This window comes from Falsirhodobacter xinxiangensis (assembly GCF_004959935.1).
GTDB classification, from domain to species: Bacteria; Pseudomonadota; Alphaproteobacteria; order Rhodobacterales; family Rhodobacteraceae; genus Falsirhodobacter; species Falsirhodobacter xinxiangensis.
In genome coordinates, this window is sequence record NZ_SMYN01000005.1 from 38,107 (window position 1) to 60,360 (window position 22,254).

A 22,254-nucleotide genomic window follows, 5' to 3' on the forward strand; every position below is an offset into this window, starting at 1 on the left:
GAGCAAAGAAAAATGGGTGGGTGAATGGCCGTCGTCGTCGTCGAATCTCCGGCCAAGGCCAAGACGATCAACAAATATCTGGGGTCGGACTTTACCGTTCTGGCATCCTATGGCCATGTGCGCGATCTGCCGCCCAAGGACGGATCGGTCGATACGGATGCCGAATTCGCCATGAAATGGGAGGTCGCGGCGGACAGCAAGAAGCATGTCCGCGCGATCGCCGAGGCGCTGAAGACCGACGACACGCTGATCCTTGCCACCGACCCCGATCGCGAGGGCGAGGCGATCTCGTGGCACCTGCAGGAGGCGCTGGCGTCTTCGCTGAAGAAGGGCAAGACGGTCCAGCGCGTGACCTTCAACGCCATCACCAAGGCGGCGGTGCAGGAGGCGATGAAGAACCCCCGGCAGGTCGATGCGCCGCTGGTGGAGGCATATCTGGCCCGCCGCGCGCTGGATTATCTGGTGGGATTCAACCTGTCGCCCGTGCTGTGGCGCAAGCTGCCCGGCGCGAAATCGGCGGGGCGGGTGCAGTCGGTCTGTCTGCGCCTGATCGTCGAGCGGGAGATGGAGATCGAAGCCTTCCGCGCGCGCGAGTTCTGGACCGTCAAGGCGCTGATGGCGACCCCGCGCGGCGCGGAATACGAGGCGCGGCTGACCGTGCTCGGCGGCAAGAAGCTGGACAAGTTCGACATTGCCACGACCGAGGCGGCGGAGCTTGCGGTGCAGGCCGTCAACTCGCGCGATTTCACCGTCAAGGCGGTGGAGGCGAAGCCCGCCTCGCGCAACCCGTCGGCGCCCTTCATGACATCCACCCTGCAACAGGAAGCCAGCCGAAAGTTCGGCATGGGGGCCAAGGCCTGCATGTCGGCGGCCCAGCGGCTGTATGAGGCGGGGCACATCACCTATATGCGGACCGACGGCATCGACATGGCCCCCGAGGCCGTGATGTCCGCGCGGGACGAGATCAAGCGCCGCTTCGGGGCGGATTACGTGCCGGACAGCCCGCGCATGTACAAGAACAAGGCCAAGAACGCGCAGGAAGCGCATGAGTGCATCCGCCCGACCGAGATGTCCGCATCGCCCGAAAAGCTGCGGCTGGAGGCGGACCAGTTCAAACTGTATGACCTGATCTGGAAACGCACGATCGCGTCCCAGATGGCGGCGGCGCGGCTGGAGCGGACGGTGGTGGACCTGACCAGCGCGGACGAGCAGGTGGTGCTGCGCGCCACGGGTCAGGTCGTGCTGTTCGACGGGTTCCTGAAGATCTATGAGGAAGGCCGCGACGACGAGGGCGAGGATGATGGCCGCCTGCCGCAGATCATGCAGGGCGAGAAAACCGACAAACGCGACGTCACGCCCGAGCAGCATTTCACCCAGCCCCCGCCGCGTTACACCGAAGCGACGCTGGTCAAACGCATGGAGGAGTTGGGGATCGGGCGTCCGTCCACCTATGCCTCGGTGCTGACCACGATTCAGGACCGCGAATACGTCCGCAAGGACAAGAACCGCCTGTTCCCCGAGGACAAGGGGCGACTAGTGACGGCCTTCCTGACCAACTATTTCCGCCGCTATGTCGAATACGATTTCACCGCGGATCTGGAGAATGAACTCGACGATGTGTCGGCCGGGGACCGCAGCTACAAGGAAGTCCTTGCGCGGTTCTGGCGCGATTTTTCCGCCGCCATCGCCGAAACCGCCGATCTGCGCATCGGAGAGGTTCTGACGACCATCGACGAATTCCTTGCGCCGCATCTGTATCCTCCGCGCGAGGATGGGTCCGATCCGCGCATCTGTCCGACCTGCGGCACGGGGCGGCTGCATCTGAAGACGGCGCGGGGCGGCGGGGCCTTCATCGGCTGCGGCAACTATCCCGAATGCCGCTTCACCCGCCCGATTTCGGGCGGCGATGAAGGCGGCACGGCCGAGCGTATCCTTGGCGACGATCCGAACGGCGTTCCGGTCTGGCTGAAGGCCGGGCGGTTCGGCCCCTATGTGCAGCTGGGCGAGGCGACGGCGGATGTGCCGAAACCGCCGCGGTCCAGCCTGCCCAAAGGCTGGTCGCCCGAGATCATGGATCTGGAACGCGCCCTGCGTCTTCTGGCCCTTCCGCGCCCCATCGGCCCGCACCCGGAGGATGGCGAGCTGGTCGAGGCCGGGATCGGGCGGTTCGGCCCCTATGTGAAGCATGGGTCCAAATATGCGAACCTGCCGGATGTGGAGGAAGTGTTCGAGATCGGCATGAACCGCGCGGTTGAGGTTCTGGCATCCAAGGTCGTGCGCGGGCAGCGGGCGGCGACCGAGCCGCTGCGCGCCCTGGGCGATCACCCCGATGGCGGTGCGATCTCGGTCATGCCGGGGCGCTATGGGCCGTATGTGAAGTGGGAGAAGGTCAACGCGACCCTGTCCAAGGATCAGACGCCCGAGACGATCACGCTGGAAGATGCAATCGCACTGGTGAACGAGAAGGCGTCGAAAGGCGGCAAGAAGAAGGCCGCCCCCAAGAAGGCGGCGGCCCCGAAGAAAGCTGCGGCGAAGAAACCGGCGGCGAAGAAGCCCGCCGCCAAGAAACCCGCGGCGAAGAAGGCCTCCTCTACCCCCGAGGGTTGAGGAGCTTTGCCATCACCGCTTCCGAACGGATGGTGCCGATCTTGGCGCCATTCTCCAGCACGGCAAGCTCGTCCGCGCCGGTTGCGAACATCTCCATCACCTGTTTGACGGGCATTTCGGCATCGACGCCCCGGTCGGCGGTCGATGCGCCGGGCACCATCACGTCCCGCGCCGTCAGCACCGACAGCGGATTCATGTGCCCGACGAAATCGGCGACGTAATCCGACACGGGGTTCGCGATGATCTCGCGCGCGGTGCCGCATTGGACGATCCGCCCGCCTTCCATCAGCGCGATGCGGTTGCCGATCTTGAACGCCTCGTCCAGATCGTGCGACACGAAGATGATCGTGCGTTTCAGCTTCTTTTGCAGGTCCAGAAGCTCGTCCTGAAGCCGGGCGCGGATCAGCGGGTCCAGCGCCGAGAACGGCTCGTCCATCAGCAGGATCGGCGCCTGGGTCACGAAGGCGCGGGCAAGGCCGACGCGCTGCTGCATCCCGCCCGACAGATCCCCCACCTTGCGGTCGGCCCATTGCTTCAGGTTCACCAGCGTCAGCTGTTCGTCCACCTTGTCGCGGCGGTCCTTGGCGGACATGCCGGCCAGTTCCAGGCCAAGGCCGACGTTTTCCCGCACCGTGCGCCATGGCAGCAGGCCGAACTGCTGGAACACCATGGCGATGCGCGACAGGCGCAGGCGACGCAGCTCGGAGGACGATGCCTTGGTGACGGACACCATTTCCTTGCCGTTATGGACCCGCACATCGCCCCGCACGACAGGGTTCAGCCCGTTGACGCCGCGCAGCAGCGTGGACTTGCCGGACCCGGACAAACCCATCAGCACGAGGATCTCGCCCTCGTTCACCGTCAGCGAACAATCGTGCACGCCAAGGATCTGGCCGGTTTCCTTCTGCACCTCGGTCCGGGTCTTGCCCTGATCCATCAGCGGCAGCGCGCGTTCGGGATAATCGCCGAAGACGATGGAGACCTTGTCGAAAATCACTGCGGTCATTTGCGGTGCACCTTCAGCATGCGGTCAAGGATGATCGCCACGACGACGATGATGAAACCCGATTCGAAGCCCAGCGCGGTGTTCACGGTGTTCAGCGCCCGCACGACCGGAACGCCAAGCCCATTGGCCCCGACCAGTGCCGCGATGACCACCATCGACAACGACAGCATGATCGCCTGCGTCAGCCCCGCCATGATCTGCGGCAGCGCATAGGGCAGCTCCACCTTCCACAGCCGCTGGCGTGGCGTCGCGCCGAAGCTTTCGGCCGCCTCCATCAGCGCGGGCGGGGTCGAGGCGATGCCAAGCGTCGTCAGCCGGATCGGCGCCGGCAGCACGAAGATCACCGTTGCCAGCAGCCCCGGCACCATCCCCAGGCCGAAGAACACGATGGCCGGAATCAGATAGACGAAGGTCGGCAGCGTCTGCATCAGGTCCAGCAGCGGCGTGATCGCTGCTTGCAGCCGCGGGCGGTGCGCGGCGGCGATGCCGATGGGAACGCCGATGGCCATGCAGGTCGCGCAGGCGATCAGGATCAGCGTCAGGCTTTCCATCGTCGGCTTCCAATAGCCCTGATTCAACACGAACAGGAATCCGACCAGCACGAAAAGGCAGGTCTTCCAGTTGCGCTGGAACAGCCATGTCAGCGCGACCATCGCCGCGATGATGACGAAGGGATGCGCGCCCTGAAGCACGAACATCACGCCGTCGATCAGCCCTTGCATCACCCAGCGGATCGCTTCGAACACCGGGCCGCCATTGGCGTTAAGCCAGTCGAAGGCGATCTTGGCCCATCGGCCCACGGGAATCTTGTAATCTGTAAACCAGTCGAGCATTCGGGCCCCTTGCTGTGGATGGACGCGGGCGGGGACGCCCTGAATGGCCCCGCCGCCTCATGCGGCGGGGCGGCGTGGGATCAGAGCCCGAGAGCTTCCTTCACCACCGGCAGGCCTTCTTCGCCGTCCACGGTGGTCACGCCCGCCAGCCACGGATCGACGGTGCCCGGGTGTTCCTGCAGCCATTGCAGAACGGCGGCGTCCGGTTCCATCCCGTCATCGAGGATCAGACCCATCATCTCGTTCTCCATCGGCAGGGTGAACATCTGCTGCGACAGAAGCTTGGCCACGTTCGGGCATTCGTCTGCGAAACCCTTGCGGATGACGGTGTTGACGACGCCTTCTTCGCCGAAGAACTCCTCGCCGCCCTTCAGGTATTTGATGTCATAGGTGGCGTTCATCGGATGCGGCTCCCACGCAAGGAAGGCCACGGCCTGTTCCTGCGGATAGAAGCGGCTGACCTGCGCCAGCATCCCCTGTTCCGAGGACTGCACGATCTCCCACCCTTCGAGGATCTGGCCCGGCTGCGTCAGGCTGGTCAGAAACTCGTTCGCCTCGTTGCCCGGCTCGATGCCATAGACGGTGGATTGCAACTGGTCCTTGAACTTGGGCAGGTCTTCGTAGGTCTGAAGCCCCGCGTCATAAAGATAGGTCGGCACGGCGATGTTGTATTTCGTGCCTTCGAGGTTGACCTTCAGCGTCTCGATGCTGCCCGAGTCGAGATAGGGTTGCAGCGCGCCTTGCTGCGCTGGCATCCAGTTGCCGAGGAACACGTCGATATCGCCCGAATCCATCGAGGCATAGGTGACCGGCACGCCGATGATGTCGACCTCCACGTCATAGCCCAGTGCTTCGAGGATCTGGCGCGTGGCCGAAGTGGTCGAGGTGATGTCGGTCCAGCCCACATCCGAAAAGGTCACGGCGGTGCATTCGGACTGCGCCAGCGCCGGGGCGGCAAGGGCCAGAGTGCAGGCCGTGGCGAGGAGGGTTGTCTTCATTGGAATCTCCCTGAGAGTTTTTTGTTGATTGACTGATCAATAAACTTCACGCTAGGCCCGGCATTGCAAGAAAAATTGGGGGCGCGATGCCGAAACTTGGTATGGAGCCTATTCGAAAGGCAGAGCTTATCAAGGCGACGATCATCGAGATCGGCCATCGGCGGAGCCTTGACGTGACGGTGGGGCAGATCGCCAAGCGCGCGGGAATGTCCACCGCGCTGGCCCATCACTATTTCGGCGGCAAGGAAGCGATCTTTCTGGCCGCGATGCGCCACATCCTGACGCTTTACGGCGCCGAAGTCCGGGACGAGCTGGCCCGGGCCGCCGGGCCCGAGGAACGTCTTGTCGCAATCCTTCGGGCCTCCTTCTCGGCGGAGAATTTCCGGCGCGAGATCATCAGCGCCTGGCTGAATTTTTATGTGCTGGCCCAGACCGTGCCGGAGGCAAAGCGACTGCTGATGATCTATCAGCGACGTCTTCACTCCAATCTGGTGGACTGTCTGCGCCCCATGGCCGGCGCAAGGGCGACTTCGATAGCCGCTGGTGTCGGTGCTCTGATCGATGGCGTTTACTTGCGGCACGCCTTGGCCGAGGTCAACCCCGATCCCGCCGCATCGGTCGCGCTGGTGCGAAGCCACATCCAATTCGAACTGAAGGGAATTCCGAAATGAAGGCGCAACCGCAGGGAAGCCATTTCATCGACGGTGCTTATGTCGAGGACGAGGGCGGTGCGCCCATCGAGGTGATCTTCCCCGCCACCGGCGAAGTGATCGCGCGGCTGCACGAAGCGACCCCGGCGCTGGTGGACCGCGCCCTTGCATCCGCTGCGCGGGCGCAGAAGACATGGGCGGCGCTGCGCCCGGTGGATCGCGCCCGCATCCTGCGCCGCGCCGCCGACATCATCCGGGACCGGGGCGACGATCTGGCCCTGCTGGAGACGCTGGACACCGGCAAGCCCATTCAGGAAACGACGGTGGCCGACTGGCCTTCGGGGGCGGACGCGCTGGAATATTTCGCGGGCCTTGCGCCTTCGGTGACGGGTGAAACCGTGCCGCTTGGGCAGGACTTCGTCTATACCCTGCGCGAGCCGATTGGCGTCTGCGTCGGGATCGGCGCGTGGAACTATCCCAGCCAGATCGCCTGCTGGAAGGCCGCGCCCGCGCTGGCGATGGGCAATGCGATGGTGTTCAAACCGTCCGAGACGACGCCGCTCGGCGCGCTGAAGCTGGCCGAGATTCTTGTCGAGGCGGGGCTGCCGCCGGGGCTGTTCAACGTGGTGCAGGGGTTCGGCAGCGTCGGCGCGGCGCTTGTGACCGATCCGCGCGTGGCAAAGGTGTCGCTGACGGGATCGGTGCCGACCGGGCGCCGCGTCTATGCCGCCGCCGCCGAAGGCCTGCGTCATGTGACGATGGAGCTTGGCGGCAAATCGCCCCTGATCGTGTTCGAGGATGCCGACCTTGATTCGGCGGTCGGCGCGGCGATGCTGGGCAACTTCTATTCCGCGGGGCAGGTCTGTTCCAATGGCACCCGCGTCTTCGTGCAGGCGGGGATCAAGGAGGAGTTCCTGTCGCGTCTGAAAGCGCGCGCGGAAAAGATCGTGATGGGCGATCCCCTGGACCCGGCGACGCAGATGGGGCCGCTGGTGTCTGCCGCGCAGGCCGACAAGGTCATGGCCTATGTCAGCGCTGCGACGGGGCGGCTGGTGACAGGGGGCATGCGCGACGGAAACTTCGTGCAGCCGACCGTGTTCGCCGATGTGACCGACGACATGCAGCTTGCCTCCGAGGAGGTCTTCGGCCCGGTGATGGCCGTGCTGGATTTCCAGACCGAAGAGGAAGTCGTCGCGCGCGCCAATGCCACCCAGTTCGGGCTGGCGGCGGGGGTGTTCACGCGCGATCTGGCGCGCGGCCACCGGGTGATCGCGGCGCTGGAGGCGGGAACCTGCTGGATCAACGCCTATAACCTGACGCCGGTGGAAAGCCCGTTCGGCGGGGTGAAGATGTCGGGCGTCGGGCGCGAGAATGGGCGCGCGGCGATCGAGCACTATTCGCAGGTGAAATCCGTCTATGTGGGGATGGGACCAGTCGATGCACCCTACTGATTACGTCATCATCGGCGCGGGGTCGGCGGGCTGCGCCATGGCCTACCGGCTGGCCGAGGCGGGCAAGACCGTCACCGTCATCGAATATGGCGGCACCGACTGGGGGCCGTTCATCCAGATGCCGGGGGCGCTGTCCTTTCCGATGAACATGGCGCGATACGACTGGGGGCTGCATTCGACGCCGCAGCCCAATCTGGGCGGGCGCAGTCTGGTCACGCCGCGCGGCAAGGTGATCGGGGGGTCGTCATCGATCAACGGCATGGTCTTTGTCCGCGGCCATGCCTGCGATTTCGACCATTGGGCGGATCAGGGGGCGGACGGGTGGTCCTATGCCGATGTGCTGCCCTATTATCGCCGGATGGAAAGCTGGCACGGGGGTGGCGCATCCGAATGGCGTGGCGCGGACGGCCCATTGCACATCACGCGAGGGCCACGCCGCAACCCGCTGTTCAACGCCTTCATCGAGGCGGGGAAGCAGGCGGGATATCCGCTGACCGAGGATTACAACGGCCAGCAGCAGGAAGGCTTCGGTCCGATGGAGGCGACGATCTGGAAGGGTCGCCGCTGGTCCGCCGCCAACGCCTATCTGCGGCCCGCGATTCAAACGGGCAAGGTGCGGCTGGTCCGCGCATTGGCCCGGAAGGTCGTGATCGAGGACGGCCGCGCCGTGGGGGTCGAGGTCTCTCGTCACGGGCACGTCGAGGTGATCCGGGCGGGGCAGGAGGTCGTCGTCGCCGCGTCGTCGATCAACACGCCGAAGATCCTGATGCACTCGGGCATCGGCGATGGGGAGCAGTTGGCGCGGCACAGCATCCCGGCGGTGGCCGACCGTCCGGGCGTGGGCGCGAACCTTCAGGACCATCTGGAGGTCTACATGCAGTTCGCGGCGCTGCAACCGATCACGCTGTTCCGCTATTGGAACCTGCCGGGCAAGCTGCGGGTGGGGCTGCAATGGGTGTCGTTGCATACGGGTCTTGGCGCGTCGAACCAGTTCGAGGCTTGCGGGTTCATCCGGTCGAGCGCGGGGGTGCAATATCCCGACATCCAGTATCATTTCCTGCCGCTGGCGGTGCGCTATGACGGCAAGGTGGCGGCGGAAGGGCACGGTTTCCAGGTTCATGTCGGGCCGATGCGGTCGAAATCGCGCGGGGCGGTGACGCTGGCATCCAGCGATCCCGAAGCCGCGCCGCTGATCGACTTCAACTATATGTCGCATCCGGACGACTGGGCCGAGTTCCGCGCCTGCATCCGCCTGACGCGCGAGGTCTTCGCCCAGCCTGCCATGGCCGCGCATGTGAAGCACGAGATACAGCCGGGCAGGGGCATCGAGACGGATGCCGAGATCGACGCCTTCATCCGCGACCATGCCGAAAGCGCCTATCACCCCTGCGGAACGGCACGGATGGGGCGGCGGGACGATCCCATGGCGGTGGTCGATCCCGAATGCCGGGTCATCGGGGTGGACGGGCTGCGTGTGGCGGACAGCTCGATCTTCCCGAGGGTCACGAATGGCAATCTGAACGCACCGTCGATCATGGTGGGCGAAAAGGCCGCCGATCACATCCTTGGCCGCGCGATGCTGGCACCGATGAATCAGGAGCCGTGGATAAATCCGGCATGGCAGGTGGCACAGCGTTGATTCGGCGCGGGAAGCGGATAAACCTTCGGTTGAAATGTCGGAGGGCCGAATGGACGATCCCATCCCCGTGCCGTCGGGACAGACGGTGACGCTGATCGACACGGTCAGCGATGCCGCCGGCCCCGCTGGGCTGACGCTGCGCTTCCGCTTTCTTGCGCCGGACCTTGCCGGGGTGGATTTCGATCTGGCAGCCGAAGACATGCGGGCGCTTTGCGAAAGCTACGCCCTGCCGCGCGTGTCGCAAACCGGACCGACACCACAGCAAATCGTGATTTCGCTGGCGGATATCAGCCTTCCATTCGGTGATTCCAACCCCGACGCAACCCAGTTTTTCGAGGCTTTCAGCATCGAGGATGACCACTGCATCTGGGAGCCGTTTTAGGCAAACCACTATAGATGGTAGGATTTGCAAAATGATGGCGCCCACCTGATGTAAGCCCGCCACAGGGGCACGGGCCGCTCACATTCCAGTGTCAAACCGTTTCGGATTGGGCTAGGATTCGCACAGGCCGAACCCGAGCGGTCTGCGCCTCGCAGTGGGGGGCGGCCGCGGAATGGTCTTGCGAGCCGACTTCCCAAGAATACAGGAGAGAAAAATGTCGAAAGTTGTTTTCGCAATGTGCATGGTTGCTTTCGTTGCCGCTTGCGCAAAGAAAGAAGAAGAAGTCACCTACGTCGAGCCCGTCACGACCGAGCCGGTCTACACTGGCAAATACAAGTGATTTGAAAGGGCGGGTTGCGGGCCTTTGGGCCCGGCCCGCCCTTTTTCTTTCCATCCGGAGGAGGTGCACTTCATGCTGAAGCACCGCGGCTTTCCCAGCCGCCTGACCGGAACCGACTTCCAGTTCACGATCCGTCGCGCCTCCAAAGAGGGGCCGACCAAGATCATCCGGCGCGAAAGATTCCGTGATCGCAAGAGCATGGACCGCGCCGCCGACGAAGGGTTTATGGCCGCACTGTGGTATCAGTTCGGCGAGGAAACATTCGAACGGGGCAACCTTGACGCCGGACGCCTGTCCTGGCTGTTCGGGCGCGAAGTCGTTCCTGCCGAGGATCCTTTCGATCCGCAAAGTTACGACGCCTTGATGCGCATCGACCGTGCCAAGGCCGAGGCATCCTTTCCTGCGGTTTTCGCGGGCGATGTCGAATTGCCCGAAGAAGACGACGACGATGACTGGGACGAGTGACCGGCATCTGTAACATTCTGGGCCGGGAACCGCCGATCATCACGGCGGTTCACGTAAATCTCTCTTTTCCCTGCCGACCGTTCGGATAAAATCGCCTCATAATAAAACACGAACGGAGGCCGAGCATCATGGTCAAAGCGAAATTTCTGGTTCTGGCGGCAGTCATGGCGACGGCGGTTGCCGGCTGCACCGACCCCTATGGCAACAACTATGGCGGCGGCTACGGCAATGCTGGCTATGGCAATGCCGGTTACGGCGGCGGTTATGGCGCTGCGAACAGCCCGACCAACAGCGCGGCGATCCGCACGCTGGGCGGCGCGGCGGCTGGTGCTGTGATCGCGGATGCGACCGGCGGCAGCAAGACGCGCGGCGCGATGATCGGCGCCCTTGCAGGCGGCGTGTCCTGCGGCGTCCCCGGCCTTCCGGCCTGCCACTGAACCGAAAGGCCGCCTTCGGGCGGCCTTTTCAATACCGCCCGGCGTCCTCGATCTCTTGACGGCGCAGCGGGAACTTGTCGATGGCGCGAACGATCTCGCGCACATGCCAAGGCATCGGTTTCCGCAGCGCGACCTTGCCGTCCTTTTCCAGAATCACCAGCGAAAACCCACGCGGGCGCAGCTTTTCGCGCACGGCGCTGCGGGCGGCGGGGTCCGTGTCGGTGATGATCACGACGTCGCGATCCTCCAGCGACTGCGCATCGCGGGCAAGATAGTCCATCTGCGTGCGGAAGGCCGGGTCTTCGGCGCTGTCGGCAAAGACGACGACCGGGCGCTTCTGCCACAGATAGTCGTCCAGCGTCACGCCGCTTGCCGGAACTTGGGCCAATGCCGCCGCTGGCAGCAGCCAAAGGATCATGAACAGAAATTTCATCGCGCCTCCCAAAGGCAATATAGGGGCGGATGGGGCAGGACCGAAGCCTAAGCCGCCTGCTTGGCGTTGATTTCTTCCCAGGCGGTGTTGATGTCGATCAACCGACGCTCGGCCAGCCGGATCGCTTCGGGCGGAACGCCGCGGGCAATCATCCGGTCGGGATGGCTTTCGCGCACTGCCTTCTTCCACGCATTGCGCACCTGCGAGATCGGCGCACCGTGATCCACCCCCAGCACGTCATAGGGATCGCGCGGCGCGCCCGGCACGACGCGGGCCCGGATCGCGCGATGGCAGGCGTCGCCCAGCCCGAAGATACGCGCGACTTCCGTCAGGAAGGCATCCTCGGCCGGGTGGAAGCCGCCATCGGCGACGGCCACGTGGAACAGCCCTTCAAGGATGTCGATACGCACCTGTTTCTGATGGTCGAACATACGCGCGATCTTGCGGGCGTAATGCTCGAACCCGGCGACGTCTTGCCGCGCAAGGTTGAAGACGCGGGCGGCGTTCGCTTCCTCTCCCGGCGGGATGGCGAAGATGCAGCGGAAGGCGGACACCTCGGTGCGCGAGACCTCCCCATCCGCCTTTGCCATCTTGGCGCCGAGGCTGATGATCGCGATGGTAAAGGCGACGGACCGTTCGGGGGGGGATTTCAGGCGACCGAACACATCCGACAGCGACTCGCCGCTGGCCAGCGCCGCAAGGGCCTCGGATATGCGTGTCCAGATCGACATTATGCAACCATAGCGCGAACGCGCCCTAAAGAAACTTCTGCATCAGGACCAGATCGAGCCACTGGCCCCATTTGAAGCCCGAACGCGGCACCACCGCCGTGTGCTCATAGCCCAGAGCGGCATGGAATGCGAGGCCTTCGGGGTTCTGCGCACTGACGCCGGCGATCATGGAATGCGCGCCCATGGTCCGCGCGTGATCCTCGACCGCCGTCATCAATGCGCGCCCGATCCCGCGCCCCTTGGCGGCGGGCAGCAACGCGACGGTGTTCTCCATCGTGAAGCGATAGCCGTAACCGCCCCGAAACTGGGCATAGGTGGCAAAGCCGAGGATGCCGTCCTCTTCCTCGGCCACGAAGAAGGCAAATCCCTGTTCGGGCCGTTCGCGGATCGCTGCTTCCACCTCGGCTGCGGTCTTCTCGATCTCGGAGAAATTTGCCAGCGAGTCGCGGATCATCGTGTTCCAGACCTCGCGCACCTGCGGGGCATCGGCAAGCGTGGCGTGGCGGATCATCGGCGGCTCCGTGGGGAAGGGCGGGGGGCCAATGATTAGGCCCGCCGCCGCGCCGCCGCAAGCCTAGTCGGCAACGATTTCGCTGGAGGCTTTCAGCGCCGAGACCAGTGACTTGAACCGTGCCTGCGCCACTTCGCCGAACAGGCCCTGACCTTCGCGCGTCAGTTTCAGCGTCAGGATGCGCTTTTTCGGCTTCCAATGCAGCGATCCGGCGTCGGATGGATCGTCCATGGTGAACATCGCACCGAAGCGCATCGCCTTGCCCAGAACCTCGGCCTCCTGAACTTCCTCGTCGGGCAGCAGCTTGAACAGCGGCTCCAGCCGCGATCCGGCGCGGTTGTTCTTGTAACGGTGCAGCAAGGCGAGGCCCAGAAACACGCGCCCCGGATGATCCAGCCCGCCAAGGTTGGCGCGGGTGGCATTGTCGAAGCAGACCTCGGCCCGGTAATCGGGGTGGGCGCGCCAAGTGGTGTCGTGCAGCAGGCAGGCCGCGCGGATCAGCCGTTCGCGTTCAGGGCTCGCGCCATCGAAGATCGGCGACAGGAAGTGGAACAGCTTCTTTCCGAAACCGGGAATGCGGGCCGACGTCATCTCGGCCGCCCGCGCCGCTTCGATCAGCGGATCGCGCGCACGCAGTTTCGCGGGCATGACCTCATAGAGCAGACCCTCACGGATGCCATAGGAGGAAACGTCGATCTCGGATGGTTTGAAGATGCGGACCAACTCGCGCAGAACCTCGCAAGCCAGCGGCACAAGTTCCATCCGTTCGGCCGAGGTGCCGGTCGCGCTGCGCAGGGCGGACAGGTCGGATTGGCCGATCCAGTCCAGCGTCTCCAGCAATTCCTTGGGCTGCATCCGGTATTCGTGCAGCACGGTCAGGGGATAGCCGCGCCGCTCCATGTCCAGCCGCGCGATCACCCGCCACGAGCCACCGACAAGGAAGATGCGGTCGCCATCGGGCTGGATGATCTCGCGCAGGTCCTTCAGGATGCGTTCGATATGCGCCAGCCGGTCCTTGGCGCTGCCCGGCACCTGTTGCAGTCGGAACGGCCCCAGCGGCGACGTCGCTCGCGCGCCCACCGTGCCGCCGCCGATCCGCGCAAGCTCCATCGAGTTGCCGCCGATGTCGCAGGCAATCCCCGAGGCGTCCGGCCAGCCCAGTAGCACGCCCTGCGCCGAAAGCCGTGCTTCCTCGTCGCCGTCCACGACCCACAGCTTCAGCCCGGTTTCGCGCAGCACAAGCTTCTGGAATTCGGGCCCGTCCTCGGCCTCGCGCACGGCGGCGGTGGCAACGACGGTCAGCGGTGCGATGCCCATGCCCTTGGCCAGCAGCGCAAAGCGTTTCAGCGCAGCCAGCGCCCGCTCGCGCCCCTGCGGGTGCAGGCGGCCCGTTTCCGCCAGCCCTTGTCCCAGCCCGCACATGACCTTTTCGTTGAAGAAATAGGCCGGGCTGCGCGCCGCCCCGTCGAACACGACCATACGGACCGAGTTCGATCCGACATCGACGACTCCCACCCGGGTAAGTGCGCGGATCGACGGATCGTCGAACAGATGCCCCCCGAAAAGCTCGTCGCTGTCCTTTGTCTTGGTTGGCGTCATGGCTCCTCCGGGACGCAGTCTGGCTTTGCGCGCCCGCCATGTGGCGGAAAGCACTATTCTTCCTCCGGTCCGCGCGCGTCGTCGCGGGAATGGGCAAGGCGCGGCACGTCCTTGGCCCCGGCGCTGCCACGGCCCGACAATGACGGGTTTTCCATGAAGAACCTATGGCATGAGAAAGGTTCGTCCCCGTCGGATTTCGGACGGATGAACCGCCCATCGGCCTGCAAGATCCAGCTTTGCGCCTCGTCCGCCATGTTGGCGGCCATGATCTGCCCGGTGATCTGCGCCTTCACGGTGGGGTTCATCGCCTCGACCAGCGTTTCGACGCGGCGGTTGAGGTTGCGGCCCATCCAGTCGGCAGAGGAGAAGAACACCCGCGCCTTTTTCGACGGCAGGCCCATCCCGTTGCCGAAGCAGACGATGCGGCTGTGTTCAAGGAACCGGCCCACGATGGATTTCACGCGGATGTTTTCCGACAGCCCATTCACGCCGGGGCGCAGGGCGCAGATGCCGCGGATCACAAGGCTGATCTTCACCCCCGCCTGCGACGCGGCATAAAGCGCCTCGATCACCTCGGGTTCGACCAGCGAGTTCATCTTGGCCCAGATTTCCGCCGGACGGCCCACCTTGGCGTGTTCGACCTCGGCGGCGATCATCTCCAGCAGGCGCGGTTTCAGCCCGCTGGGCGCGATGGCAAGGTTTTCCAGCCCCTGCGGCTGGACATAGCCGGAGAGGTAGTTGAACACCTTGGTCGCATCCCGGCCCAGCGCCGCATCGCAGGTGAAGAAGGACAGGTCGGTATAGATCCGCGCCGTGATCGGGTGGTAGTTGCCAGTGCCGTAATGGGTATAGGTGACCAGCTGGTCCCCCTCGCGCCGGACGACGGTGCTGATCTTGGCATGGGTCTTGTAGTTGACGAAGCCATAGACGACATGCGCGCCCGCCCGTTCAAGGCGGCGGCTTTGCCGGATGTTCGCAGCCTCGTCGAAGCGGGCGGCAAGTTCGACCAGCGCGGTCACGGATTTCCCGGCCTCGGCCGCTTCGCACAGGGCGGCGACGATGGGGCTGTCGGTGGATGTGCGATACAGCGTCTGCTTGATCGCCAGCACGTTCGGATCGGTCGCTGCCTGTTGCAGGAAGCGGACGACCATGTCGAACGTCTCGTAAGGGTGATGCAGCAGCATGTCCTTCTGCCGGATCGCGGCGAACATGTCGTTGTCGTGATCCAGGACCCGCTCCGGCACGCGCGGGGTGAAGGACGGCCACAGCAGGTCCGGGCGGGAGGACAGCACCAGTTCCTTCACGTCGGCCATGCCGATCAGGCCGCGCACCTCGACCACCTCGTCGTCGGAAACGCCGAGTTCTTCCTTGATGATGTCGAACAGCTCGTCCGGGGCGCCGGCGCTGATCTTCAGGCGGATCACGTCGCCGCGGCGGCGGCGTTTCAGTGCCGTCTCGAATTCGCGGACCAGATCCTCGGCTTCCTCCTCGACCTCCAGATCGCTGTCGCGCAGCACGCGGAAGGTGCAGTGGCCGCGGTCGGTATAGCCGGGGAACAGCATGTCCAGATGCAGCAGCAGCAGTTCTTCCAGCGGAACGAAGCGGTTTTCGCCCGCGCGGCCCGGCAGGGCGACGAAACGCGCGATCTGCGCCGGGATCGGCAGGATGGCCTGCAGACGGCGGCGGTCCGTCACCCGCTCCAGCTCCAGCCCAAGGCAGAAGCCGGTGTTGGGAATGAAGGGGAAGGGGTGCGCCGGGTCGATCGCCAGCGGCGACAGCACCGGGAACACCTTGTTCAGAAAGTGATCCTCAAGGTGCCGATGGTCGCGCTGCGTCAGCTTGGACCGGGTCAGCAGGGTGATCCCCTCGGCCTCCATCAGCTTCTTCAGCTTGTTGTAGACCGTTTGCTGCGTGTGCATCAGCTTGCGCGCGTCGGCGTTGATCAGCGCAAGCTGCTCTGCCGGGCTGCGGCCATCTTCGGACAGACCCGGATTGGACCGCCGCGCCAATGCGCGCAGCCCCGCCACCCGGACGGTATAGAATTCATCGAGGTTCGTGGCCGAGATCGACAGGAACCGCAGCCGTTCCAGCAGCGGAACCGAGGGGTTGGACGCCTCCTCCAGCACACGCCAGTTGAAAGCCAGCCAGCTCAACTCGCGATTGAAGAAACGGCGCGGACCGGCAACTTCCGCCATAGGCAGCGTAACCGGTTGAGGAAACGGGGATTTGAGGAAGTCAGCGAGGGTCATGCGCCGTGCCTTAGTCACGCCAAAGATGAATGTCTTGTGAAGTTATTGTAACAGGCCGTTTGTGACACTGTCATATTCCAGAACCTCGGCGGCAAGTTGCCGGGTGATGGGTCGATGCTCCTGCAACGAGCGCGAATCCAGCGCCGCGACAAGCGCGCGGGCCGCTCCGATGGATCGATCCATCCGCGCCACCAGATAGGGCACGAGCGGGGGCGGGACGGCGATCTGGCGATCCGCGAACAGCTTCACCAGAACGGCGGACAGCATCGCGTCATCGGGCGATTCGATCCGGGCCACCGATGCGGCCATCATCCGGCTGAGCACGTCCGGCACCATCAGCCCCCAATCGCGCGGCGGGGCCGAAGCGGTCAGCAGGAAGGGTTTGCGCGCGGCGGCCATGAGGTTGTGCAGGTGGAACAGCGCCTCTTCTGCCTCCCGCTCGCCCGCCAGACGGTCGGCGTCCTCCAGCACGACGGCATCTTCGCGGGTCAGCGCCTCCAGATCGGCGCCGGGCATCGCACCGCTGTCCACCAGCACCGCATTCGCCTCGGCGGCCCAGACATGGGCCAGATGCGTCTTGCCCGCCCCACGGGGGCCGACCAGCACCATCTTGCCCCCCGGCCATGCGCGCCAGCCCTCAAGGCTTGCCAGCGCCAGCGCATTGGACGGCGCGACGAACAGATCGTCGCGGCCAAGCGCAGGCCGTGCCGGCAGGTCGAAGGCCAGCTGGCGGATCAACCCTGCTCTTCCCGATAGGGGGCTGCCTCGATCCCGTGATAGAGGCGGCTGGCCTTGTATTGCGCGATGCCGAAGCGGGCGACCACGCCGATCGCGGCGGCAACCGGCACGGCGATCAGCATTCCGACGAAGCCGAACAGCGCCCCGAAGGCCGACAGCGCGAACAGCAGCCAGACCGGATGCAGGCCCACCGAATTGCCGACGAGGCGGGGCGTCAGGATGTTGCCCTCGACGAACTGGCCGGATTGGAAGATCGCCCAGATGATGATGATCGACCACCAGTCGCCCCAGAACTGGAACAGCGCCAGACCGATGGCCAGACCGCCGCCCACCAGCGCGCCGACATAAGGAATGAAGGTCAGGAACCCCGCGATCGCGCCGACGATGGCGCCGAAGTTCAGCCCCGCCGCCATCAGCGCAAAGGCGTAATAGGTGCCGAGGATGATGCAGACCGTCATCTGCCCGCGCACGAAACCGGCAAGAACGTGGTCGATCTCGCGGAACAGCTCCCGGATCGTCGGCGCGTGGTCCAGCGGCAGAAGCGTGTCGATCTTGGCCACCATCTTGTCCCAGTCCAGCAGCAGATAGAAGGCGACGACCGGGGCCACGATCATGAACACGACCGCGTTGATGACCGAGAAGAACGAGGTGATCAGCGTATTCGCCATCTGCCCGCCGCGTTGCTGGATCGTCTGGCCCAGCGAATCGAGCGTCTGTCGGATGGTCGAGGTTTCGTCGCTCAGCTGCGGGAACTTGTTCATCACGAAGGTCTGAAGCTGGCTGAAGATCGCGGGGGCCGAGTTGATCAGCTGAGTCAGCTGATTCACCAGCGTCGGGATGACGGCCAGCACCAGCAGCACGAAGATCAGCACGGTGGCGACCGCGATCACCGCCGTCGCCAGCGCCCGGCTCAGCCCCAGCCGTTCCAGCCGGTCCGCGATGGGGTCGAGGAAATAGGCGATCGCGCCGCCCACCAGAAACGGCAGGATCACGTTCCCCAGCAGCCAGAGCGTGACGAGGAAGACGAGCGCGGCGATGCCCCACCATTTCGCCTGGCTGAAGCGTGAAATTCCCATCGTCGGCCCCTTCATGGTCTTGGGCAACACATCGCCCATGCCGCCACCCCATGCAAGCGAAAGCGCGCGGCGCTTGCCTGTTAGGGGCGATCCGCCTAAACCCCGTGCTGACCCTGTTCTTATGAGGCACCTTATGCGCCTGAGCCGCTACTTCCTGCCCGTCCTGAAGGAAAACCCGTCCGAGGCGCAGATCGTCTCGCACCGTTACATGCTGCGTGCGGGCATGATCAAGCAGCAGTCGGCGGGGATTTATTCCTGGCTGCCGATGGGCTTCAAGGTTCTGAAGCGGATCGAACAGATCGTCCATGAGGAACAGATCCGCGTCGGCCACCTGCCGCTTCTGATGCCCACGCTGCAAACGGCGGACCTGTGGCGCGAATCCGGCCGTTACGACGATTACGGGCAGGAAATGCTGCGCATCAAGGACCGTCAGGGCCGCGAGATGCTGTATGGCCCGACCAACGAGGAGATGATCACCGACATCTTCCGCGCCCATGTGAACAGCTACAAGGACCTGCCGCTGACGCTGTATCAGATCCAGTGGAAGTTCCGCGACGAGGTGCGTCCGCGCTTCGGCGTCATGCGGGGACGCGAGTTCCTGATGAAGGACGGGTATTCCTTCGACATCGACCGGGATTCGGCGCTGCACGCCTATAACCGTCACATGGTCAGCTATCTGCGGTCCTATGAACGCATGGGACTGACGGCAATTCCGATGCGCGCGGCCTCCGGCCCCATCGGCGGCGACAACACGCATGAATTCCTGGTTCTGGCCTCGACGGGCGAGAGCGAGGTCTTCTATGACAGCGCCGTGACCGACCTGAAACTGGGCGCGCGCGAGGTCGATTTCGACGATCGCGCCGCCGTGGCCGGCATCTGCGAGGAGTTCACCTCGGTCTATGCCCGCACGGATGAAACCCATGACGAGGCGCTGTTCAACGCCGTTCCCGAAGAACGCCGCAAGGTGGGCCGCGGGATCGAGGTCGGTCAGATCTTCTATTTCGGCACCAAATATTCGGAATCCATGGGCGCGAATGTCGTGACCGCCGATGGCAGCCGCGTGCCGGTCGAAATGGGCTCGCACGGGATCGGCGTGTCCCGCCTTCTGGGCGCGATCATCGAAGCCAGCCATGACGACAAGGGCATCATCTGGCCCGAGGGCGTCACCCCGTTCCATGTCGGCATCGTCAATCTGAAACAGGGCGACGCCGCCACCGACAGCGCCTGCAACGCGCTGTATGCAGCATTGGTCGGCAAGGGGCTGGAGCCGCTTTATGACGACCGCGACGAACGGGCAGGGGCGAAATTCGCGACGATGGACCTGATCGGCCTGCCGTGGCGCGTGACCATCGGCCCGCGCGGGCTGGCGAACGGCAAGGTCGAACTGACCTCGCGCCGCACCGGGGAATCCGAGGAAGTCTCGCTTGAGGCCGCCGTGGACCGCCTGACGCAGATCTACGCAGGCGTCTGATGTTTGCCCCGTTCGAATGGATGATCGCCTGGCGCTATCTTCGCGCCAAGCGGGCCGAGGGCGGGGTTTCCGTCATGACATGGATCAGCCTGATCGGCATCACGCTTGCCGTCTTCGCGCTGATCGCGACGCTTTCGGTCCGCGCGGGGTTTCGCGCGGAACTGGTGGACACGATCCTTGGGGCCAACGCGCATGTGACCGTCTATTCCGCCGGGCAGGTGGATCAGAACGGCGTGCTGACGCGCGGCTTTCCCGATTATGACGAGGTGGCCGGGCGGCTGGCCGGGGTGCAGGGCGTCACGCGCGCGGCCCCGCTGGTCAAGGGGCAGGTCATGGTCACCAACCGCGAACAGTCCGGCCTTGGCGATGTGTTCGGCATCCGCGAGGCCGATCTGCGGTCGATCCCCCGCATCGGCGACGGAGCGGACGCGCAGGGCGATCTGTCCCGCTTCGGCGAAGGCATCGCCATCGGCAGCCAGCTTGCCCGCGATCTGGGCATCCAGCTTGGCGACCGCATCCGCCTGACATCGGCCAACGGCGTGCGGACGGCGTTTGGCGTGACCCCCCGCGCGAATGCGTATGAGGTCGTCTATATCTTCACCGCCGGTCGCTACGACATCGACAAGGTCCGCGTCTATATGCCCTTCGACGAGGCGCAGAGCTATTTCAACCGCGAGGGTTTCGCGGACGAGATCGAGGTGATGGTGGACCGCCCCGAAGCCGTGGACAGCTACATCCCTGCGCTGGCCGAAGCGGGCGGACCTGCGGCGATGTTCTGGACGTGGCGCGACAGTTCCGGCGGCTACCTGCGCGCCTTGGATGTCGAGGATAACGTGATGTTCGTCATCATGTCGGTTCTGGTGCTGATCGCGGCGATGAACATCGTGTCGGGCCTCATCATGCTGGTCAAGAACAAGGGCCGCGACATCGGCATCCTGCGCACGATGGGCCTGACCGAAGGGTCGATCCTGCGCGTGTTCTTCATCTGCGGCGCGGCGACGGGGATCATCGGCACAGTCTGCGGCGTGATCCTTGGCTGCCTGTTCGCGATCTATATCGACCCGATCTTCAGCCTCGTGAACTATGTCTCGGGCGGCGGGGTCTGGGACCCGGAGATCCGCGGCATCTATGCGTTGCCGGCAAAGTTGCAGGTGCAGGACGTGATCTCGGCCATCGCGCTGTCGCTGGGGCTGTCCTTCATCGTCACGATCTTTCCCGCGCGCCGCGCTGCCCGCATGAACCCGGTGGAGGCCCTGCGTTATGAGTGACATGCTGGTTCTGGACGGTGTCACCAAAGGCTACAACCGCGGCAAACCGGGCGAGGTGAACGTGCTGAACGGCGCGTCGCTGCGGGTCGCGGCGGGCGAGGTCGTGGCGCTGGTCGCCCCGTCAGGCGCAGGGAAATCGACGCTGCTGCATATCGCGGGCCTGCTGGATACGCCGGATGATGGCGTGGTCGAGATCGGCGGCACGCGGATGAACGGTCTGGGCGACAAGGCCCGGACCGAGACGCGGCGGCGTGAGGTCGGCTTCATCTATCAGTTCCACCACCTGCTGCCGGAGTTCACGGCTGCCGAGAATATCGTGCTGCCGCAGCTTGCGAACGGGACCTCGCGCCGGGATGCGGATGCGCGGGCGCTGGACCTGCTGGGCCATGTCGGCGTTGCGCAGCGGGCGGGGCATCGCCCGGCTGCCATGTCGGGCGGCGAACAACAACGGGTCGCCTTCTGCCGCGCGTTGGCGAACAAGCCGCGCCTGCTGCTGGCGGACGAGCCGACGGGGAACCTCGACCCCGCCACCTCGGACCGGGTGTTCGACGCGCTGATGACATTGGTGCGTGAAACCGGGCTGTCGGCGCTGATCGCGACGCACAATCTGGAACTGGCCTCACGGATGGACCGGGTGGTTCGGCTGGATGCTGGCCGTCTGGGTTGACGGGGTCAGCCCCGCAATCTCCAGCACCAGCTTGCGGCGGACGGCATCGGCGAAATTCTCGCCATCCTCCGCCGCGATGACGAAGGCGCCGGGGCCGCCGATGATCCGGTCGGTGTAAAGCTGCACCAGATCGCCGCCGGTGGACGAGAAGCACCGCTCGCACAGGATCGGCAGCCCGTTGATGGTGATACCTGCCGCCAGCACCCGCGCGCGCGAGGTCTCGACGGACGGGCCGGTGAAGCTGGAGGCGCTGTCGCCGGAAAAGTCGATCACCTGACGCATGGACTTGATGTCGTTCGTCTCGATCAACCGCAATCCTTCCAGCAGCGCCGCGCCGATGGCATTGCGCCCGAAGGCAAGGCGCGGCTGGTCGAGGATGCCGCCCGCGAACATCGCCGCCGATGCCTGCCCGTCGATGATCGTCCAGTCCACCACGGTCGCCTGATTGGCCGCCCATTCGACATAGGTGACGGCGATGCGCCCGGTCATCGTGGTCGATATCGCCTCCAGCACCTCCGGATGGACGATGGCGGCGGCATAGCTTTCGCGCTGGAAGTCGATTTCGGGCTGGCTGATGGACCCCGAGCTGTCGGCCAGCAGCACAAGCTCCAGATCCACCTCCTCGGCCCATATGGGCGAGGCGAGGCAGAGGAGGAGTGGCGCCATCCATATCCGCATACCCTTATGGTAGCACGGATTGCGC

General features: G+C 64.8%; 22 protein-coding genes. 11 read left to right on the forward strand and 11 right to left on the reverse strand.

Annotated features, from left to right (window positions below; all coding sequences use genetic code 11):
• The first annotated feature begins 24 nt into the window (after positions 1 to 24).
• On the forward strand, positions 25 to 2,607 hold the full coding sequence (topA, locus tag E2K76_RS07825; protein ID WP_136683745.1) for a type I DNA topoisomerase: 2,583 nt from the start codon (positions 25 to 27) through the stop codon (positions 2,605 to 2,607).
• Here the strand turns inward: topA and choV are convergent.
• The 3 genes from choV to choX form a co-directional block, all read right to left on the reverse strand.
• Positions 2,591 to 3,613, reverse strand: a complete 1,023-nt coding sequence (choV, locus tag E2K76_RS07830; RefSeq protein WP_136683746.1) for a choline ABC transporter ATP-binding protein — start codon at positions 3,611 to 3,613, stop codon at positions 2,591 to 2,593. The two genes, topA and choV, sit on opposite strands and share 17 nt — an antisense overlap.
• The gene (choW, locus tag E2K76_RS07835; RefSeq protein ID WP_136683747.1) at positions 3,610 to 4,446 is read right to left on the reverse strand and encodes a choline ABC transporter permease subunit; all 837 of its coding nucleotides are present in this window, start codon (positions 4,444 to 4,446) and stop codon (positions 3,610 to 3,612) included. The genes choV and choW overlap by 4 nt, the downstream gene beginning before the upstream one ends.
• A gap of 80 nt (positions 4,447 to 4,526) precedes the next feature.
• Positions 4,527 to 5,444 carry a choline ABC transporter substrate-binding protein gene (gene choX, locus E2K76_RS07840; RefSeq protein ID WP_136683748.1) on the reverse strand — a complete coding sequence of 306 codons (918 nt, stop codon included), beginning with the start codon at positions 5,442 to 5,444 and terminating at the stop codon, positions 4,527 to 4,529.
• 86 nt (positions 5,445 to 5,530) lie between these two features.
• On the opposite strand from choX, the gene betI reads away from it, so the two are divergent.
• The 7 genes from betI (at position 5,531) to E2K76_RS07875 (ending at position 10,808) form a co-directional block, all read left to right on the forward strand.
• A complete protein-coding gene (gene betI, locus E2K76_RS07845) occupies positions 5,531 to 6,115 on the forward strand; it encodes a choline-binding transcriptional repressor BetI (RefSeq protein ID WP_136683749.1) in 585 nt (194 codons plus the stop codon).
• Complete coding sequence (gene betB / locus E2K76_RS07850; RefSeq protein ID WP_136683750.1) at positions 6,112 to 7,545, forward strand: betaine-aldehyde dehydrogenase; 1,434 nt, start codon at positions 6,112 to 6,114, stop codon at positions 7,543 to 7,545. The genes betI and betB overlap by 4 nt, the downstream gene beginning before the upstream one ends.
• Positions 7,532 to 9,184, forward strand: coding sequence for a choline dehydrogenase (gene betA, locus E2K76_RS07855; protein ID WP_136683751.1), 1,653 nt, complete (start codon positions 7,532 to 7,534; stop codon positions 9,182 to 9,184). Before betB ends, betA begins: the two co-directional genes overlap by 14 nt.
• A 49-nt stretch (positions 9,185 to 9,233) precedes the next feature.
• Complete coding sequence (locus tag E2K76_RS07860; protein ID WP_246032920.1) at positions 9,234 to 9,566, forward strand: DUF6497 family protein; 333 nt, start codon at positions 9,234 to 9,236, stop codon at positions 9,564 to 9,566.
• 214 nt (positions 9,567 to 9,780) lie between these two features.
• Entirely contained in the window at positions 9,781 to 9,906 is a 126-nt protein-coding gene (locus tag E2K76_RS20980; protein ID WP_136683753.1) for a hypothetical protein, read from the forward strand.
• A 72-nt stretch (positions 9,907 to 9,978) separates the two neighbouring features.
• On the forward strand, positions 9,979 to 10,371 hold the full coding sequence (locus tag E2K76_RS07870; RefSeq protein ID WP_136683754.1) for a hypothetical protein: 393 nt from the start codon (positions 9,979 to 9,981) through the stop codon (positions 10,369 to 10,371).
• Positions 10,372 to 10,499: 128 nt separating this feature from the next.
• Positions 10,500 to 10,808: a hypothetical protein gene (locus E2K76_RS07875; RefSeq protein WP_136683755.1), complete on the forward strand. Its 309-nt coding sequence runs from the start codon at positions 10,500 to 10,502 to the stop codon at positions 10,806 to 10,808.
• A gap of 28 nt (positions 10,809 to 10,836) precedes the next feature.
• Here the strand turns inward: E2K76_RS07875 and E2K76_RS07880 are convergent, their stop codons facing one another.
• The 7 genes from E2K76_RS07880 to E2K76_RS07910 form a co-directional block, all read right to left on the reverse strand.
• Positions 10,837 to 11,241, reverse strand: coding sequence for a DUF4174 domain-containing protein (locus E2K76_RS07880; RefSeq protein WP_136683756.1), 405 nt, complete (start codon positions 11,239 to 11,241; stop codon positions 10,837 to 10,839).
• 47 nt (positions 11,242 to 11,288) lie between these two features.
• The gene (locus E2K76_RS07885) at positions 11,289 to 11,972 is read right to left on the reverse strand and encodes a molecular chaperone DjiA (RefSeq protein ID WP_136683757.1); all 684 of its coding nucleotides are present in this window, start codon (positions 11,970 to 11,972) and stop codon (positions 11,289 to 11,291) included.
• Between the two features lie 25 nt (positions 11,973 to 11,997).
• On the reverse strand, positions 11,998 to 12,483 hold the full coding sequence (locus tag E2K76_RS07890; RefSeq protein WP_136683758.1) for a GNAT family N-acetyltransferase: 486 nt from the start codon (positions 12,481 to 12,483) through the stop codon (positions 11,998 to 12,000).
• A 63-nt stretch (positions 12,484 to 12,546) separates the two neighbouring features.
• Entirely contained in the window at positions 12,547 to 14,082 is a 1,536-nt protein-coding gene (locus E2K76_RS07895) for a Ppx/GppA family phosphatase (protein ID WP_136683759.1), read from the reverse strand.
• Between the two features lie 53 nt (positions 14,083 to 14,135).
• A complete protein-coding gene (locus tag E2K76_RS07900) occupies positions 14,136 to 16,331 on the reverse strand; it encodes an RNA degradosome polyphosphate kinase (protein WP_136683760.1) in 2,196 nt (731 codons plus the stop codon).
• Positions 16,332 to 16,373: 42 nt separating this feature from the next.
• Positions 16,374 to 17,069: a DnaA ATPase domain-containing protein gene (locus E2K76_RS07905; RefSeq protein WP_136683761.1), complete on the reverse strand. Its 696-nt coding sequence runs from the start codon at positions 17,067 to 17,069 to the stop codon at positions 16,374 to 16,376.
• Positions 17,066 to 18,145, reverse strand: coding sequence for an AI-2E family transporter (locus tag E2K76_RS07910; protein ID WP_136683762.1), 1,080 nt, complete (start codon positions 18,143 to 18,145; stop codon positions 17,066 to 17,068). The genes E2K76_RS07905 and E2K76_RS07910 overlap by 4 nt, the downstream gene beginning before the upstream one ends.
• Positions 18,146 to 18,278: 133 nt before the next feature.
• Between E2K76_RS07910 and proS the strand changes: the two genes are divergently transcribed.
• From proS to E2K76_RS07925, 3 genes are read left to right on the forward strand one after another with little or no spacing between them, the layout of a single operon-like run.
• A complete protein-coding gene (gene proS / locus E2K76_RS07915; RefSeq protein WP_136683763.1) occupies positions 18,279 to 19,616 on the forward strand; it encodes a proline--tRNA ligase in 1,338 nt (445 codons plus the stop codon).
• Positions 19,616 to 20,884: a lipoprotein-releasing ABC transporter permease subunit gene (locus E2K76_RS07920; RefSeq protein ID WP_136683764.1), complete on the forward strand. Its 1,269-nt coding sequence runs from the start codon at positions 19,616 to 19,618 to the stop codon at positions 20,882 to 20,884. The genes proS and E2K76_RS07920 overlap by 1 nt, the downstream gene beginning before the upstream one ends.
• Complete coding sequence (locus E2K76_RS07925) at positions 20,877 to 21,551, forward strand: ABC transporter ATP-binding protein (protein ID WP_136683765.1); 675 nt, start codon at positions 20,877 to 20,879, stop codon at positions 21,549 to 21,551. Before E2K76_RS07920 ends, E2K76_RS07925 begins: the two co-directional genes overlap by 8 nt.
• On the opposite strand, the gene E2K76_RS07930 is transcribed toward E2K76_RS07925, so the two are convergent.
• Positions 21,504 to 22,217 carry a DUF1194 domain-containing protein gene (locus E2K76_RS07930; protein WP_136683766.1) on the reverse strand — a complete coding sequence of 238 codons (714 nt, stop codon included), beginning with the start codon at positions 22,215 to 22,217 and terminating at the stop codon, positions 21,504 to 21,506. The genes E2K76_RS07925 and E2K76_RS07930 overlap by 48 nt on opposite strands.
• Positions 22,218 to 22,254 lie beyond the last annotated feature (37 nt).

What these genes read in the sequence shown, in the direction of transcription:
- E2K76_RS20980 (WP_136683753.1), top strand. Translation starts at nt 9,781, where the DNA reads ATGTCGAAAGTTGTTTTCGCAATGTGCATGGTTGCTTTCGTTGCCGCT.
- betB (WP_136683750.1), top strand. Translation starts at nt 6,112, where the DNA reads ATGAAGGCGCAACCGCAGGGAAGCCATTTCATCGACGGTGCTTATGTC.
- proS (WP_136683763.1), top strand. Translation starts at nt 18,279, where the DNA reads ATGCGCCTGAGCCGCTACTTCCTGCCCGTCCTGAAGGAAAACCCGTCC.
- E2K76_RS07875 (WP_136683755.1), top strand. Translation starts at nt 10,500, where the DNA reads ATGGTCAAAGCGAAATTTCTGGTTCTGGCGGCAGTCATGGCGACGGCG.
- E2K76_RS07885 (WP_136683757.1), bottom strand. Translation starts at nt 11,972, where the DNA reads ATGTCGATCTGGACACGCATATCCGAGGCCCTTGCGGCGCTGGCCAGC.
- E2K76_RS07930 (WP_136683766.1), bottom strand. Translation starts at nt 22,217, where the DNA reads ATGGCGCCACTCCTCCTCTGCCTCGCCTCGCCCATATGGGCCGAGGAG.
- E2K76_RS07920 (WP_136683764.1), top strand. Translation starts at nt 19,616, where the DNA reads ATGTTTGCCCCGTTCGAATGGATGATCGCCTGGCGCTATCTTCGCGCC.
- topA (WP_136683745.1), top strand. Translation starts at nt 25, where the DNA reads ATGGCCGTCGTCGTCGTCGAATCTCCGGCCAAGGCCAAGACGATCAAC.
- E2K76_RS07870 (WP_136683754.1), top strand. Translation starts at nt 9,979, where the DNA reads ATGCTGAAGCACCGCGGCTTTCCCAGCCGCCTGACCGGAACCGACTTC.
- E2K76_RS07900 (WP_136683760.1), bottom strand. Translation starts at nt 16,331, where the DNA reads ATGACCCTCGCTGACTTCCTCAAATCCCCGTTTCCTCAACCGGTTACG.
- E2K76_RS07860 (WP_246032920.1), top strand. Translation starts at nt 9,234, where the DNA reads ATGGACGATCCCATCCCCGTGCCGTCGGGACAGACGGTGACGCTGATC.
- choW (WP_136683747.1), bottom strand. Translation starts at nt 4,446, where the DNA reads ATGCTCGACTGGTTTACAGATTACAAGATTCCCGTGGGCCGATGGGCC.
- E2K76_RS07890 (WP_136683758.1), bottom strand. Translation starts at nt 12,483, where the DNA reads ATGATCCGCCACGCCACGCTTGCCGATGCCCCGCAGGTGCGCGAGGTC.
- E2K76_RS07925 (WP_136683765.1), top strand. Translation starts at nt 20,877, where the DNA reads ATGAGTGACATGCTGGTTCTGGACGGTGTCACCAAAGGCTACAACCGC.
- betI (WP_136683749.1), top strand. Translation starts at nt 5,531, where the DNA reads ATGCCGAAACTTGGTATGGAGCCTATTCGAAAGGCAGAGCTTATCAAG.
- E2K76_RS07895 (WP_136683759.1), bottom strand. Translation starts at nt 14,082, where the DNA reads ATGACGCCAACCAAGACAAAGGACAGCGACGAGCTTTTCGGGGGGCAT.
- choX (WP_136683748.1), bottom strand. Translation starts at nt 5,444, where the DNA reads ATGAAGACAACCCTCCTCGCCACGGCCTGCACTCTGGCCCTTGCCGCC.
- E2K76_RS07910 (WP_136683762.1), bottom strand. Translation starts at nt 18,145, where the DNA reads ATGGGAATTTCACGCTTCAGCCAGGCGAAATGGTGGGGCATCGCCGCG.
- betA (WP_136683751.1), top strand. Translation starts at nt 7,532, where the DNA reads ATGCACCCTACTGATTACGTCATCATCGGCGCGGGGTCGGCGGGCTGC.
- E2K76_RS07880 (WP_136683756.1), bottom strand. Translation starts at nt 11,241, where the DNA reads ATGAAATTTCTGTTCATGATCCTTTGGCTGCTGCCAGCGGCGGCATTG.
- choV (WP_136683746.1), bottom strand. Translation starts at nt 3,613, where the DNA reads ATGACCGCAGTGATTTTCGACAAGGTCTCCATCGTCTTCGGCGATTAT.